We start from the raw sequence: 15,631 nt of genomic DNA, 5'->3' as shown, positions 1-15,631 counted from the left end.
GTGTTGGGGCTGAGTCTGCGCACGCTCCAGCGCTGGTTGGCCGGGCCTGAGCTGAGTGCCGATAGGCGACCGGATGCGGTTCGTTCCATACCTGCTCATGCATTGAGCCCAGAGGAGCGGCAGGCCGTGCTGGACGTCTGCAATAGCCAGGAGTTCGCCTCGTTGCCGCCGAGTCAAATTGTGCCACGGCTGGCCGACCAGGGGCGCTACTTGGCCAGTGAGTCGAGCTTCTATCGCATCTTGCGGGCGGCTGACCAGCAGCACAGGCGTGGCCGGAGCCAGCCACCGCGTCATGTGCCGGTACCAACCAGCCATACCGCGACTGGGCCCAATCAAGTGTGGTCCTGGGATATCACCTACTTGCCGTCACTCGTGCGCGGCCAGTATTACTACCTCTATCTGATAGAGGACATCTACAGCCGCAAAGGGGTGGGCTGGGAAGTGCATGAGCAAGAGTGCGGTGAACGGGCGGCGGCGTTGCTGCAACGGAGCATCATCCGCGAGCAGTGCTGGAAGCAGCCGCTGGTCTTGCACTCGGACAACGGCGCGCCAATGAAGTCAGTCACGCTGCTGACCAAGATGCATGACCTGGGTGTCACGCCCTCGCGGGGACGGCCTCGGGTCAGCAACGATAATCCGTACTCGGAGTCATTGTTTAGGACGCTGAAGTACTGTCCGCAGTGGCCATCAGACGGCTTTGCCAGTCTGGAAGCGGCCAGGGAGTGGGTGCGCGACTTTATGGCCTGGTATAACGAAGAGCACCGGCATAGCCGTATCCGCTTCGTCACACCCAACGAGCGGCATCGGGGTGACGATAAAGCCCTGCTGGCGAAACGGGATGCTGTGTACCAGGCCGCCCGAGCACAACACCCAGCGAGGTGGAGTGGCAAGACGCGAGACTGGACACCTATCGGTGCCGTGATGCTAAATCCGGAGCGGCCCGAGAAACCCGAGCCGGAGCAAAAAGAGGCTGCTTAAAACAGCTTTGCGCGACAACTATCTTGAAAAACGCCGCCGGTTTGAAGCCGTATGACCACTCCCTTTTGTGGGCAACTGTCAGGTGAATACCATCTCCATACAGACCGCGTATATTGGGCTTCGCAGGCTCAGCCACAACCTACAAGTGGGGTAGATTGGGCATAGGTTGATGCTGAGCGCAGCCCAACGTTTATCAAAGCCCAATTTACGCAGTCCTCACCTTGAATAATCGGGCCATAGGGCGTATAACCACGCGCTTGTCAGTGTATTGAGTGAGCCAATTTTTATGCAGCAGAGTGAACCTGTGCAGAACGCCCCCTTTTGGCAGGTAAAAAGCCTGCAGCAGATGACCATGACCGAGTGGGAGTCCCTGTGCGATGGCTGCGGCAAGTGCTGCCTGAACAAGCTCATTGACGAGGACACCGAGGAGCTGGTGTTCACCAACGTGGCCTGCAACCTGCTCAATACCAAGACCTGCCAGTGCTCCGACTACGGCAATCGCTTTAAAAAGGAGCCGGACTGCCTGCAGATCACCCACGACAAGATTGCCGAGTTCAACTGGCTACCCTCCACCTGCGCCTATCGCCTGCTGGCGGAGGGGCAGAGTTTGCCACAGTGGCATCCCCTTATCACCGGCAGCCGCAGCGCCATGCACCAGGCCGGCCAGTCGGTGCGCGGCAAGGTGATCCATGAGGTACATGCCGGCGATTGGGCCGACCATATCATCACCTGGGCGAGCTAAGCCTTAAACCACCGTTTATTTCTTACTATAGGGGCAGGGGAGTGAGACTCCGCTGCCTCTGTTGTTTTTGGTGTATAAGGGATGCGTTTTTTGTGATAAAGGCAGTGTAAAGTCCTGCTGTGAGATGAGCGCGGCGTGGGGGGGATAAGCCGTCTCTAACGCCGTCTGTATTCCTTCAATCGCTTTTAGACACAAGGGCAGCCGAGTCCACACTCCGCTGCCCTAGTTGCTTCCTGGCTTCTTCTGGCGATGTAGTGCTGTTCCCCTAAGCCTGGCCCTCTCCCAAGGGGAGAGGGAAGGGGTCGGGGGATGTTTTACAGCATCCGCGACGATAACGTTTCTCTGTTCTGCTGTTCTGCTGTTCTGCTGTTCTGGGGACTTGAGTACCTGAGTGCCGATGAGCGCATCCGTGCATCAAGTGCGGGAGGGCAGTGGAGAGGCGTGATGGGGCCAATGTCTTGCGGAGGGGGCGGCTCAGAGCCTGTGAGTCAGTGGGTCTGTGAGGTGGGAAGCGGTTGAACACGGCAAACAGCCATAAAAAAACCGGCGCCTTGGCGCCGGTTTTGATTCACTGCAGCTCTTGCTTATCAATAAGCGATTACAGAGAAGCGGTGAAGGTACGGGTGATGACGTCTTGCTGTTGCTCCTTGGTCAAGGAGTTGAAGCGAACGGCATAACCGGATACGCGGATGGTCAACTGCGGATATTTCTCCGGGTTTTCCATGGCGTCCAGCAGCATTTCACGGTTCATCACGTTGACGTTCAGGTGCTGACCACCTTCCAGGTTGGCTTCGTGGTGGAAGTAACCATCCATCAGGCCGGCCAGGTTGGCTTTCTGGGCTTCCATGTCTTTACCCAGCGCGTTCGGCACGATGGAGAAGGTATAGGAGATACCATCTTTGGCGTAGGCGAACGGCAGCTTGGCAACGGACGTCAGGGAAGCAACGGCACCCTTCTGGTCACGACCGTGCATCGGGTTGGCACCCGGGCCGAACGGCGCACCGGCGCGACGACCATCCGGGGTGTTACCGGTCTTCTTGCCGTACACCACGTTGGAGGTGATGGTCAGCACGGACTGGGTAGCCACGGCACCGCGGTAGGTGTTGAGCTTCTGGATCTTCTTCATGAAGCGCTCGACCAGGTCGCAGGCGATGTCATCGACGCGAGCGTCGTTGTTGCCGAACTGCGGGTACTCGCCTTCGATCTCGAAGTCGATGGAGACGCCATCGGCATCACGTACCGGCTTGACCTTGGCGTACTTGATGGCAGACAGGGAGTCAGCGGCTACGGACAGACCGGCGATACCACAGGCCATGGTGCGATAGACGTCACGGTCGTGCAGCGCCATCAGAGAGGCTTCGTAGCTGTACTTGTCGTGCATGTAGTGGATGATGTTCAGGGCGGCGACATACTGCTTGGCCAGCCAGTCCATGAAGTGATCCAGTCTGTCCATCACGTCGTTGTAGTCGAGGTACTCGGAGGTGACCATTTCGGTCTTGGGACCGACCTGGATCTTGAGCTTCTCGTCCATACCGCCGTTGATTGCATACAGCATGGTTTTGGCCAGGTTGGCACGGGCACCGAAGAACTGCATCTGTTTGCCGACGATCATCGGGGACACACAGCAAGCGATGGCGTAGTCATCGTTGTTGAAGTCCGGACGCATCAGGTCGTCGTTCTCGTACTGAACGGAAGAGGTCTCGATGGATACCTTGGCGCAGTACTTCTTGAAACCGACCGGCAGCTTCTCGGACCACAGGATGGTCAGGTTCGGCTCAGGGGACGGGCCCATGGTGTACAGGGTGTTCAGCATACGGAAGCTGTTCTTGGTGACCAGGGTACGGCCGTCAACGCCCATACCGGCCAGGGTCTCGGTGGCCCACATCGGGTCGCCGGAGAACAGTGAATCGTATTCCGGGGTACGCAGGAAGCGAACCATGCGCAGCTTCATGACCATGTGGTCCATCAGCTCCTGGGCTTCTTGCTCGGTGATCAGACCCTTTTGCAGGTCACGCTCGATGTAGATGTCCAGGAAGCTGGAGGTACGACCGAAGGACATGGCGGCACCGTTCTGGGACTTGACTGCCGCCAGGTAGGCGAAGTAGGTCCACTGGACGGCTTCTTTGGCGTTTTTGGCCGGTACGGAGATATCGCAACCGTACTTGGCAGCCATCACCTTCATCTGGGCCAGGGCACGGTGCTGCTCGGAGATCTCTTCGCGCAGACGGATGGTGGCTTCCAGGTTGACACCGTTTTCCAGGTCGGCCTGCAGGGACTTGAACTGGGCCAGTTTGTCGGCCATCAGGAAGTCGATACCATACAGGGCAACACGACGGTAGTCACCGATGATACGGCCACGGCCGTAGGCATCCGGCAGACCGGTGATGACGCCGGACTTGCGGCAGTTCAGGATGTCTTTGGTGTAAACGTCAAACACGCCCTGGTTGTGAGTCTTGCGGTACTCGGTGAAGATCTTCTCGACCATGGGATCCAGCTGACGACCATACACTTCGCAAGAGGTCTTGACCATCTTGATACCGCCGTTGGCGATGATGGCGCGCTTGAGCGGCTTGTCGGTCTGCAGACCAACGATTTGCTCCAGGCTCTGGTCGATATAGCCGGCATCGTGAGCGGTAATGGTGGAGGGCAGGTCGGTATCAAAATCGACCGGCGCGTGGGTGCGGTTCTCGATCTTGATGCCTTCCATGACCTTGTCCCACAGCTTGGTGGTAGCTTCGGTCGCGCCAGCCAGGAAGGACTCGTCACCTTCATACGGGGTGTAGTTCTTCTGGATGAAGTCACGGGTGTTGACAGAGGTCTGCCATTCACCGGCTGCGAAGCCTTCCCATGCTTTTTGGAACTGTTCGTTAAGTTCTGCCATTTTCATTACCTCTCAAGGTATTTATGTGTCTGCCGCCATCCTTAATGATGGCGACGGAAGATAAACCAGTAAGTCAGCCCAACCATGACGCCACCACCAATGATATTACCTATGGTGACAGGGATGAGGTTGTGCAGGACGAAGTTGGACACGGTCAGGTCGGCAAAGGTTGCCGGATCCTGGCCGATGGCCTGCCAGAATTCCGGGCTCGCGACGCTGTGGATGGCGATACCGACCGGGATCATAAACATGTTTGCGATGCTGTGCTCAAAACCGGAGGCCACGAACATGGCGACGGGAAGCAGCATCACCATCACCTTGTCGGTGGCGCTGCGGGCGCCGAAGGCCATCCACACGGCGAGACACACCATGAGGTTGCAGAGGATGCCGAGGGCCACGGCCTCGAAGAAGGTGTGATGGATCTTGTGCTGGGCCACTTTCATGGCGTTCAGCCCCCACTGACCATCCGCTGCCGTGTATTCCGCCGACATGATGATGAGGCCGACGATGATGAGACCGCCGATGAGGTTGCCGAAGTAGACCAGTCCCCAGTTCTTGAGCAACTGGGCCCAGCTGATGCGATTCGCCGCCTTGGCTACCAGGGTGAGGGTAGTGGAGGTGAACAGTTCGGCGCCGAGCAGCACGCAGAGGATGAGACCGAGGGAGAAGCAGATGCCGCCCACCAGCTTGGACATGCCCCAGGCCATGCCGCTTGAGCCCGTGGTGACGGTGATATAGAAGACGAAGGCGATGGAGATGAAGGCGCCAGCGGTGATGGCCAGGGGAATGACCTTGTATGCGGGCTTGGTGGCCTTGGCATAGGTAATGTCTTCGGCCAGGGCGGCGATGGCTTCGGGCTTCAGACAATCAAAGGGAGATTCTGCTTTCAATTCTCAGTACCTGCATATTTTGCCTGTGGAAATCATAACAAAGGGGCAGATCCCCAAAATTGACTCCGATCAAGAATTACAGATTGTGAATGTAATTTTACTACAGGATTTTTCGTCGTCCGGAAGCTTCTCTTTACACCAGGTTTCAGGTGAAACAGAAGTGAAGCATTTATTAATATTATGATTTTTAAGAACTTATAAACGGCATCTCTAAAAAAGTACCGGCAAGGCACCTTTGCGGAACCCCTGCACCATGGGCATCAAATTAACAACCCCCTAAGAGGTATTTTTTGTCTTTTATTTCATCTTTGAATAAAGGCCAGCCAAAGCGTAGACCATAAAACAGAAGGGGCCATAAGGCCCCTTCGTCACACTAGCATATCAGTTCCAGGTATGGATTCGTTTGGCTTTTTGCAATTTCTCGTAAGCGGCCAGCAGTTTCTGGTGCAACGGGAACTGGGAGAGGGACAGATCGGCGGCTTCCAGACCGTGGAAGCGCGCCTCGCCGCGGGCATTGGCCCAGGCCTGTGCCAGGGTCTCTTCCCCGAACATGCGGGCGAATACCGGGCGGTATTGCTCGGGGTCGCGATCCTCGTCCAGGAACAGCTCGACGCAGGCGCGCAGGGCGCGGTAGTAAGCGGCGCGATCGGCCGGGAACACCGACTGGTTGAACTCCATGGTCCAGTCGATGAGGTCCAGGGCGCTCTCCAGCTCACCGGCGGCCAGCGCCAGCATGGCTTTCAGCTCGCCCACGCGCAGGGTGTGCAGGGCGGTGCCCTTGGCGGCGGCGATGCCGAGCAGCTCGCGCACCCGGGTCCGCTCGTCGTGACCCTCTTCATCCAGCTGGTCGAACAGCGCCATGTACTGCTCCGCGTCCCACTGAAGCGACGGCAGCGCCAGTATGGTTTCCCGCAGGTGGGCGCCCATGGTGTTGTTGGCCAGCAGCAGATCTTCAACCGGATAGATGTCGGACATGCCGGGCACCAGGATGCGGCAGGCATAGACACCGAGGTGCTCGTAGTCGGCGATATAGACCGGCTGCTCCAGCTCATGGAAGATGCCGATCAGGTGGTCGAACTCCTCCTGGGAGGTGCCGCGGAAGTCCCAGTCGGCAAACTCGAAGTCGGACTCCTGCTTGAACAGATCCCAGCTGATGAGGCCGGAGGAGTCGATGAAGTGGGTCTCCAGGTTGTGGTGGTCTGCCACCTGCTCGTTGTCGAATGACGGCGGCACGAACACGTCCAGATCCTTGAGACTGCGGCCTTGCAGCAGCTCGGTGACGGTGCGCTCGAAGGCCACTTCGAAGCGCGGGTGGGCGCCGAAGGAGGCGAAGCAGGTGCCGTTGCTCGGGTTGAGCAGCACCACGCAGATGACCGGATAGCGGCCACCCAGGGAGGCATCGAAGCTGAAGATGGGGAAGCCTTCGGCCTCCAGCGCATCGATGGAAGCCTTGATGCCGGGGTAGCGGGCGATGACCTCAGCCGGGATCTCCGGCAGGCTGATGGCCTCGGCGATGATCTTGTTCTTCACGTGGCGCTCGAACACCTCGGACAAGCCCTGGGTGCGGGCCTCGGTCTTGGTGTTGCCGGCGCTCATGCCGTTGGAGACATAGAGGTTGCCGATGATGTTCATCGGGATGTAGACGGTGTGGTGATCGGACTGACGCTCGAACGGCAGCGCGACGATGCCGCGACCCTCGTTGCCAGATTGCAGGTCCACCAGCATGTCGGCGGTCACTTCCCCGTCCGGGTTGTAGAACTTGCGGGTGAAGGGGTCGAGCAGGCCGGCGGGCAGCTGATCCCCCTCGATGGGGAACCACTTCTCGTTCGGATAGTGAACGAAGTCACCGTTCGCTACCTGCTCCCCCAGATAGAAGTCGGCGAAGAAGTAGTTGGTGGAGAGACGCTCGAAGTATTCGCCAAGGGCCGAGGCCAGTGCCGCCTTCTTGCTGGCGCCCTTGCCGTTGGTGAAGCAGAGGGAGCACTCCTTGTCCCGGATGTGCACGGACCAGACGTTGGGCACGGGGTTGAGCCAGGAGGCCTCCTCGATATCAAACCCCAGGGCTTGCAGCTTGGTCTGGAAGCGTTCGATGGAGTCTTCCAGCGCCGCGTCCTTGCCGGGAATAAAAGTGTGGTCGGTCATCACAATATCCTGATTCTTATGGGCTCATGTTTGGACGCAGATAATAGCATGAGTGACGGGGAAAGCGGCCAGGGCAATGGTGTGGGCTTGCCCAGGCCTGCATTGGATGGGCGGGGTGTGGTAGTGGGACCGGGCGGTGCGCTGCGGGGCGGCGATTTTTCATGGGAAAGAGGGTTGGGTCATCAGTTTTACTTAACATAATTAAGATAAAGTAAATTTTATTATGACCCTGTGCCCTTCATCATGGCGTCAACCGTTGGCGGGGGAAGGAAAAGAGGGGAGCGCCCGTTCCCCCCCCCGTCTTGATGAACCTTGACCAGGAGTGCTGAATGTTCCCGATGATCCCCCGTATAGACCCCGAGATAGCCAGGTTGGCGCCGGGCTTTTGTGCCCTCAGCATCGTAGTGGAAGCCGCTCCCGTGATTGACACTCTGGTGGGGGAGCGGGCCCTGGCCCGGGCATGTGCGGCCCTTGGCACCGACGAGGCCCCCTGGGCCCTTGAACATCTGGCCGCCTGGGATCAGGTGTTCAAGGGGTTTGGCGCCAAGCCTGCCCGCACGCCCTGCTCGGCCCAGGCACTGCGCAAGCGGGTGCTGCGCGATGGCGTCTTGCCCGCCATCGATCCCGTGGTCGATCTCTACAACGCCATCAGCATCGAGTATGCCATTCCCGTGGGCGGGGAGGATCTGGCGGCCTATGTGGGAGCGCCGCGCCTGGTGATTGCCGATGGCAGCGAATGCTTTGACACCCTCAAAGAAGGGCTGCCAACCCAGGAGGCACCGGCTCCAGGAGAGGTGGTGTGGCGGGACGATCTCGGCGTCACCTGTCGCCGCTGGAACTGGCGCCAGGGGATCCGCACTCGCCTGAGCCTCTCTTCCCCCCGGATGTGGTTCATTCTGGAGTGTCTGCCGCCGATGCCGCGCACAGCCTTGTGGGAGGCCGGCGACAGGCTGATTGCCGGTCTCACGCAGATGATGCCTGGGGCCCGCATCGAGCAGACGCTGGTGGAGTGATTGAAGGAGCAGACGGAAAGATAAAAGGAGGCGCCCCATGCTCGCCCGGGCGGTCATGGGGCGGATCTTGCTCGCCATCACGCGCCATGCCACGTCTGTGCCACCCGCCTTTCCCCACCGCCTGTGAACACATCTGCAAGCAGAGGAACACAGCAACACGCCGGGCTGACATCGCCCCCTGGAGCTTGCCACGTCGGGGCCGGTGTACCCGGCCCTTTCATCGCGCCTAACCGATGAACTTCAACCCCAGAATGCCGACGATGATGAGCAGCAGGCAGAGCACCCGGGCCAGGGTGGCCGGTTCGTTGAACAGCCAGATCCCCATCAGCACGGTGCCGACTGCGCCGATGCCGGTCCAGACCGCATAGGCGGTGCCAAGGGGCAGCTGTTTGACCGCCATGGCGAGCAGCAGCACGCTCACGGCCATGGCGATCAGGGTCAGCAGGGTGGGGAGGGGACGGCTGAAACCGTCGGTGTACTTGAGGCCGATGGCCCAGGCGACCTCGAACAGGCCGGCCAACAGCAATAGCAACCAGGGCATAAGGCAGATTCCGCAGGAAGCAGGGTCGTCCCTGCGTATCAGGAGGCCTCGGGGCCGTCCCCGAGGGGCAGCGGGGCTGCCGGTCGGTCTCAATGATGCCCCAACTGGAGGCAGGATGCCAACCGGCTGCCCGCAGGTCGGCCAGGCCGACGGATATTGCAGCGAATGGCACAGAATATTGCGCAATTCGACTTGCGCCCGCCGTCACAATCCGTAATGTGGACAGACGCATTTTTTGCAACTCATATATTGTGAATCCCTTGTAAACGGCTGGCGCCAAGGCAGGGGTCACGGGTACCACACACGATTTCTATAAGCAGCTATCCAGGGTAGGACAATATGAAAAAAGTAGGTTTGGTCGGTTGGCGTGGCATGGTGGGTTCGGTGTTGATGAGCCGGATGCAGGAAGAGAAGGATTTTGCCCGCATTCAACCCACCTTCTTCACCACCTCCCAGGCCGGTGAGGCCGCCCCCAATTTTGGCGTCGATGCCGGCACCCTGCAGGACGCCTTCGATCTCGAGGCGCTGGCCGCGCAGGACGTCATCATCACCGCCCAGGGCGGCGACTACACCAAGGATGTCTATCCGCGCCTGAAAGCCGCCGGCTGGCAGGGCTACTGGATTGACGCCGCCTCCTCCCTGCGCATGGAGAAGGACGCGGTCATCATCCTGGATCCGGTCAACGGCGACGTCATCGAACACGCCCTGAACAACGGCATCAAGACCTTCGTTGGCGGCAACTGCACCGTCAGCCTGATGCTGCTGGCCTTGGGTGGCCTGTTCAAGGCCGATCTGGTGGAGTGGGTGAGCGTGGCCACCTATCAGGCGGCCTCCGGTGGTGGTGCCCGCCACATGCGCGAGCTGGTCACCCAGATGGGCATGCTGCGGGATGAAGTGGCGGTGGAGCTGGCGGATCCCGCCTCCGCCATCCTCGACATCGAGCGCAAGATCACCGAGAAGACCCGCTCCGGCACCCTGCCGGTGGACAATTTCGGTGTGCCGCTGGCCGGTGGCCTCATTCCCTGGATCGACACCAAGCTCGACAACGGCCAGAGCCGTGAAGAGTGGAAGGGCCAGGCCGAGACCAACAAGATCCTGGGTATCGAAAACGCCGCTATCCCGGTGGATGGTCTGTGCGTGCGGATCGGGGCCCTGCGCTGCCACAGCCAGGCCTTCACCATCAAGCTGAAAAAAGATGTGCCGCTGGCCGAGATCGAAGCCCTGCTGGCTGCCCACAACGACTGGGTCAAGGTGATCCCCAACGATCGCGACATCACCGCCCGCGAGCTGACCCCGGCTGCCGTTACTGGCACCCTCAGCATCCCGGTGGGTCGTCTGCGCAAGCTCAACATGGGCCCGGAATACCTGGCCGCCTTTACCGTGGGTGACCAGCTGCTGTGGGGCGCCGCCGAACCGCTGCGCCGCATGCTGAACATCCTGCTGGCCCGCTGAAGTAGCGGCAGCAGGAGCAGGGAACAAGGAAGGCTTGGCCTTTCTTGTTCCCCTCTTAGTGCCTGTCCGTAAAAAAGCGGCATCCCTTGGGATGCCGCTTTTTAATTTATCCAGTTTGACTCTTAGATGTTCTGTGCTTCGTTTGGCACGATGACAGAGGCATGATTTCCTTTCGGCCCCTGCTGCAGTTCAAAGTTGACTGCCTGACCTGCTTTCAAGGTCTTGTAACCTTCCATTTGAATCGTGGAGTAGTGAGCGAAGATGTCTTCACCACCGCCTTCCGGACAGATAAACCCAAATCCTTTTGCGTTGTTGAACCACTTGACTGTTCCGGTTGCCATACATCTACATCCTTTTATTGATTACCCTGAAGTCGTTGAGTAACCTGCGCCAGCCTTATATAACTAGGGCATGACCCCGTAGCAGACGGGCGCCGATTAGCAAGTAACCAATCTAGTCCAACTTTTAAGCGAGTCAAGAAGTTGTTAACAACCGATGTGATCTGGTTAACAAGTCTATTGACAATCTTGAGCGACACGGTAGTAATCTAGAGGTACCAAAGCGCAACTATGAGCAAGCAGAAAGAACTCTTTGCTAATGAAGAGATTGCAGAGGCAGAGAAAACGAAGCTGCAACCGCCACCCATGTACAAGGTCGTCCTGAACAACGACGACTACACACCGATGGAGTTCGTGGTGGAGGTGCTGCAAAGGTTCTTTGGTATGGATCTGGAGAAGGCCACTCAGGTGATGCTGAGCGTGCATTATAGTGGTAAGGGAGTCTGCGGCACATTTACCGCCGAGATTGCCGAGACCAAAGTGGTCCAGGTCAACACCTATTCACGTAACAACGAACATCCACTGCTATGTACCATGGAAAAGGCTTGAATCTGATGACTTGATGGCGATAACGACACCGCATTGTTGCTGTACTGAGGGGAGGTGCCTATGTTGAACAAAGATCTAGAAAAGACGCTGAACGAGGCTTTCAAGCTGGCCCGTGACGAGCGCCACGAATTCATGACCGTCGAGCACCTGTTGTTGGCCCTGCTGGATAACAGCTCAGCCCATGAGGCGCTGAGTTCATGTGGTGCGGATGTGGAACAGATGCGCAAAGAGATCCGCGCCTTCATCAATCAAACGACTCCGCTCATCCCCCGTGACGACGAAGACAGGGAAACCCAGCCGACGCTGGGCTTCCAGCGCGTGCTGCAACGTGCCGTCTTCCATGTCCAGTCGTCCGGCAATACCGAGGTGAGCGGCGCCAATGTCCTGGTCGCCATCTTCAGCGAACAAGAGTCCCAGGCCGCCTACTTCCTGAAAAAAGCCGAAATAAGCCGCCTGGATGTGGTGAACTTCCTGTCCCACGGGGTGCGCAAGGACAACAAGCCCGAGAGTGGTGGCAACAATGCGGAATCTGATGACGAGGTATCCTCTGCCCAGATAGAAAGCTTTGCCACCAACCTCAACCAGCTGGTGCTGGAGGGGCGTATCGATCCGCTCATCGGCCGTGATCAGGAGCTCAATCGCACCATTCAGGTATTGTGCCGCCGCCGCAAGAACAACCCCTTGCTGGTCGGGGAAGCCGGCGTGGGCAAGACCGCCATCGCCGAAGGGCTTGCCTACCGTATCGTCAAGGGGGATGTGCCCGAGGTGATTGCGGGTAGCACCATCTACTCCCTGGACATGGGCTCCCTGCTGGCGGGCACCAAGTATCGTGGTGACTTCGAGAAGCGCCTCAAGGTGCTGCTCAAGCAGATTGAACGTCAGGAGGGGGCCATCCTGTTCATCGACGAGATCCACACCATCATTGGCGCTGGTGCGGCTTCCGGTGGCCAGCTGGATGCGGCCAACCTCATCAAGCCGCTGCTCTCCAATGGTTTGCTGCGCTGCGTGGGCTCCACCACCTACCAGGAATATGCCCAGATCTTCGAGAAGGACAGGGCCCTTGCTCGCCGCTTCCAGAAGATCGACATCGTCGAACCCACAGTAGACGACACCACTCGCATTTTGATGGGACTCAAGAGCCGTTATGAGTCTCACCATGGCGTGCGTTACACCGTCAAGGCGATCCGGGCGGCGGTGGAGCTCTCCGCCAAGTACATCAATGATCGCCATCTGCCTGACAAGGCCATCGACGTCATCGACGAAGCGGGTGCAGGGCAACGCCTCTTGCCCGTTAGCAAGCGCAAGAAGGTGATCAATGTGCCGGAAATCGAGGCCATTGTTGCCAAGATTGCCCGTATTCCCGAGAAATCTGTCTCCTCCTCCGACAAGGAGGTGCTGAAGAACCTGGAGCGTAATCTCAAGATGGTGGTGTTCGGACAGGACAAGGCCATCGAGGTGCTGACCGATGCCATTCGGTTGTCACGTTCAGGGCTTGGCAACGAACGCCGACCTGTGGGCTGCTTCCTGTTTGCCGGCCCGACCGGGGTGGGCAAGACCGAAGTGACCCAGCAACTGGGCAAGGCGCTCGGGGTCGAGGTATTGCGATTTGACATGTCGGAATACATGGAACGCCATACAGTGTCCCGGTTGATCGGGGCTCCTCCCGGTTACGTGGGATTCGAGCAGGGAGGGCTGTTGACCGACTCCGTCCTCAAGCATCCGCACTCCGTCGTGCTGCTTGACGAGATCGAGAAGGCGCACCCGGATGTCTTCAACTTGCTGCTGCAGGTGATGGACAACGGTACCCTGACGGACAACAACGGGCGCAAGGCAGATTTTCGCAATGTGATCCTGGTGATGACCACCAACGCAGGGGTTCAGGAGACCCAGCGCAAGTCCATCGGCTTCCAGCAGCAGGACATGAGCCATGATGCCATGGCGGTGATCAACAAGACGTTCAGTCCGGAGTTCCGCAACCGGCTCGATCACACCATCTGGTTCAACCATCTCGACATGGGAGTGATCCATCAGGTGGTCGACAAGTTCATCGTCGAGCTGCAGGTTCAGCTGGATGCCAAGGGCGTTTCACTGGAGGTGTCTGAAGAGGCGCGCCACTGGTTGGCAGAGAAAGGGTATGACAGGGCAATGGGAGCAAGACCCATGGGCCGGGTCATTCAGGAGCACCTCAAGAAGCCCCTGGCCAACGAGATCCTGTTCGGTTCCCTGGTCGATGGCGGCATTGTGAAGGTCGAGCTGGTGAACAACAGCCTCAGCTTTGATTTTCAGGTCAACGTTGAAGCTGTCTCTCACTGACTGTGAGCAAGGCCGGAAATGACAAAAAACCCCAACCGAGAGGCTGGGGTTTTTTGCTGAATTCCTGGCTTAGCGAGAGCGGAAAACAATACGTCCCTTGGAGAGATCGTACGGAGTCAGAGCCACCGTTACTTTGTCCCCAGTCAGGATACGGATGTAGTTTTTGCGCATCTTGCCGGAAATATGAGCGATAACCACGTGACCATTTTCCAGTTCCACACGGAACATGGTATTGGGCAAGGTTTCGAGAATGGTACCCTGCATCTCAATACTGTCTTCTTTAGCCATTGAATCCTCTTGATAAGCCACAACAAAAAACCGCTGGATCATGCCGGATTTAAGGCTATGTGTAAAGTTTACTCGGGCTTGGTGTCGATTTTTTTCCATTCGCCCTGTACCAGCAGCTCATGGGGCAGGTATTGGCGCTTGTAATTCATCTTGCGGCACTCCTCCACCAAATACCCCAGATAGAGCCACTGACGACCGGTACGTCTGGCCAGTTCCAACTGGCTCAGGATGGCGAAGGTGCCGAGCGACCGGTCGGCATAGTCGGGGTCGAAGAAGGTGTACATGGCGCTCAGAGAGTGGGGAAGCAGGTCCGTGGTGGCCACGCCGATGAGGCGTCCCTCCTTGCGCATCTCCAGATAGAGGGGGGGCATCCAGTCGCAGTGCAGGAACCCCTTGTATTGGGTCCGGCTCGGTGGATACATGCTGCCATCCCGATGACGCTCACGGATATAGCGTTCATAGAGCTGGTAATACTCGGGCTTGTCGTCATAGCTCAGCACGAGTTCGAGATCCCGGTTCAACTGGCGGATGCGTTTCTGCCCACGACTTGGGGTGAAACGTTCACTGTGTATGCGCAAGGATTGACAGGCGCTGCAGGCGGGGCAGTGAGGACGATAGATGTCGTTGCCACTGCGCCGGAATCCTGCCGTCAGCAGCCGTTCGTACCCGGCGGCGTTGAGCAGTTCATGGTCCATCAGGACCAGCAACTGCTCCTGCTCGTGACCGAGGTAGCTGCACGGGTGCCTGGGGGTCAGCCCGACCTTGAGGATCACTTCTTCAATCATAGGCTGATTCTCCTCGGTTGCCAGCATCCCTCTTGCAACGGTTGCCGGGTCAGGGTGGCCAGGGTGGTCAGAAAGCGCTGCCTTGGCCACTCCTGGACGCCTAGCGTGGCCAGAAAGTCGTTTTGCATCTGGCAGTCGATGAGGGCACCGCCGTGCCCTGCAAAGTGGCGACAGAGGGCCACCATGGCCAGTTTGGCGCCATTGTCGATGCGGCTGAACATGGATTCACCACAAAATAGTCGGCCCAGGGAGAGGCCATAGAGGCCTGCCTGCAACTGATCATCCTGCCAGATTTCGATGGAGTGGGCATGACCGAGGCGATGAAGGCACCGATAGGCGTCGATCATGGGGGCACTTATCCAGGTGCCGCTGGCGGTGCGACGGGGGGCGGCGCAGGCTGCAATGACGTCATCAAAGGCGCGATTGATGTAAATCTCGAAGGGTGTGCGGCGCAAACACTTCTGCAGGTTGCGGCCGATGTGGAGTTCCTCGGGAACGATGACTCCCCTGGGGTCCGGTGACCACCACAGCAGTGGCTGATGGGGTTCATTCCACGGAAAGATCCCGCTGTGGTAAGCTGCCAGCAATCGAGCGGGGGAGAGATCTCCCCCAATCGCGAGCAGCCCGTTGGGCTCTTCCAGCGCATGGCTGGGGGAGGGAAACCAGCACAGCCCATCATCCAGTTCGGTAAGATAGCGAGACATAAGGCAGAGGTTCAT

Annotated in this window: 13 protein-coding genes and 1 pseudogene; 6 read left to right on the top strand and 8 right to left on the bottom strand. The window is 58.5% G+C overall.

The window, feature by feature from the left end; translation table 11 throughout:
- Positions 1-978, top strand: a pseudogene (locus PG887_RS09420) (IS3-like element ISAs20 family transposase); the annotation flags it as partial.
- 286 nt (positions 979-1,264) lie between these two features.
- A complete protein-coding gene (locus PG887_RS09415; RefSeq protein ID WP_223953157.1) occupies positions 1,265-1,720 on the top strand; it encodes a YcgN family cysteine cluster protein in 456 nt (151 codons plus the stop codon).
- A gap of 598 nt (positions 1,721-2,318) precedes the next feature.
- On the opposite strand, the gene pflB is transcribed toward PG887_RS09415, so the two are convergent.
- From pflB to ycaO, 3 genes are all read right to left on the bottom strand, one after another.
- Entirely contained in the window at positions 2,319-4,601 is a 2,283-nt protein-coding gene (gene pflB, locus PG887_RS09410) for a formate C-acetyltransferase (RefSeq protein ID WP_103244647.1), read from the bottom strand.
- Between the two features lie 41 nt (positions 4,602-4,642).
- The gene (gene focA / locus PG887_RS09405; RefSeq protein WP_041211359.1) at positions 4,643-5,491 is read right to left on the bottom strand and encodes a formate transporter FocA; all 849 of its coding nucleotides are present in this window, start codon (positions 5,489-5,491) and stop codon (positions 4,643-4,645) included.
- Positions 5,492-5,872: 381 nt separating this feature from the next.
- Positions 5,873-7,633, bottom strand: a complete 1,761-nt coding sequence (gene ycaO, locus PG887_RS09400) for a 30S ribosomal protein S12 methylthiotransferase accessory factor YcaO (protein ID WP_270821561.1) — start codon at positions 7,631-7,633, stop codon at positions 5,873-5,875.
- A 329-nt stretch (positions 7,634-7,962) separates the two neighbouring features.
- On the opposite strand from ycaO, the gene PG887_RS09395 reads away from it, so the two are divergent.
- A complete protein-coding gene (locus PG887_RS09395; protein WP_039039002.1) occupies positions 7,963-8,646 on the top strand; it encodes a B3/B4 domain-containing protein in 684 nt (227 codons plus the stop codon).
- Between the two features lie 226 nt (positions 8,647-8,872).
- Here PG887_RS09395 and sugE read toward each other — a convergent pair whose 3' ends face one another.
- Complete coding sequence (gene sugE, locus PG887_RS09390; RefSeq protein ID WP_270821560.1) at positions 8,873-9,187, bottom strand: quaternary ammonium compound efflux SMR transporter SugE; 315 nt, start codon at positions 9,185-9,187, stop codon at positions 8,873-8,875.
- A gap of 339 nt (positions 9,188-9,526) precedes the next feature.
- Here sugE and asd point away from each other — a divergent pair, with 339 nt between their 5' ends.
- Complete coding sequence (gene asd / locus PG887_RS09385) at positions 9,527-10,639, top strand: aspartate-semialdehyde dehydrogenase (RefSeq protein ID WP_039039005.1); 1,113 nt, start codon at positions 9,527-9,529, stop codon at positions 10,637-10,639.
- Between the two features lie 122 nt (positions 10,640-10,761).
- Here asd and cspD read toward each other — a convergent pair whose 3' ends face one another.
- Entirely contained in the window at positions 10,762-10,980 is a 219-nt protein-coding gene (cspD, locus tag PG887_RS09380; RefSeq protein ID WP_010674510.1) for a cold shock-like protein CspD, read from the bottom strand.
- A 228-nt stretch (positions 10,981-11,208) separates the two neighbouring features.
- Here cspD and clpS point away from each other — a divergent pair, with 228 nt between their 5' ends.
- Together clpS and clpA are read left to right on the top strand one after the other, a co-directional pair.
- Positions 11,209-11,526, top strand: a complete 318-nt coding sequence (gene clpS, locus PG887_RS09375; RefSeq protein WP_005325410.1) for an ATP-dependent Clp protease adapter ClpS — start codon at positions 11,209-11,211, stop codon at positions 11,524-11,526.
- A gap of 60 nt (positions 11,527-11,586) precedes the next feature.
- The gene (gene clpA / locus PG887_RS09370; protein ID WP_010674511.1) at positions 11,587-13,839 is read left to right on the top strand and encodes an ATP-dependent Clp protease ATP-binding subunit ClpA; all 2,253 of its coding nucleotides are present in this window, start codon (positions 11,587-11,589) and stop codon (positions 13,837-13,839) included.
- Positions 13,840-13,908: 69 nt separating this feature from the next.
- Here clpA and infA read toward each other — a convergent pair whose 3' ends face one another.
- The 3 genes from infA to aat form a co-directional block, all read right to left on the bottom strand.
- Positions 13,909-14,127, bottom strand: coding sequence for a translation initiation factor IF-1 (gene infA / locus PG887_RS09365; RefSeq protein WP_005300033.1), 219 nt, complete (start codon positions 14,125-14,127; stop codon positions 13,909-13,911).
- 68 nt (positions 14,128-14,195) lie between these two features.
- Complete coding sequence (locus tag PG887_RS09360) at positions 14,196-14,912, bottom strand: arginyltransferase (protein ID WP_270821559.1); 717 nt, start codon at positions 14,910-14,912, stop codon at positions 14,196-14,198.
- On the bottom strand, positions 14,909-15,616 hold the full coding sequence (gene aat, locus PG887_RS09355; protein ID WP_270821556.1) for a leucyl/phenylalanyl-tRNA--protein transferase: 708 nt from the start codon (positions 15,614-15,616) through the stop codon (positions 14,909-14,911). The genes PG887_RS09360 and aat overlap by 4 nt, the downstream gene beginning before the upstream one ends.
- Positions 15,617-15,631 lie beyond the last annotated feature (15 nt).

Origin of the sequence: Aeromonas sp. QDB14, assembly GCF_027707845.1 — a bacterium.
GTDB classification, from domain to species: Bacteria; Pseudomonadota; Gammaproteobacteria; order Enterobacterales; family Aeromonadaceae; genus Aeromonas; species Aeromonas caviae.
This window is presented reverse-complemented; position numbering and strand designations above follow the sequence as displayed.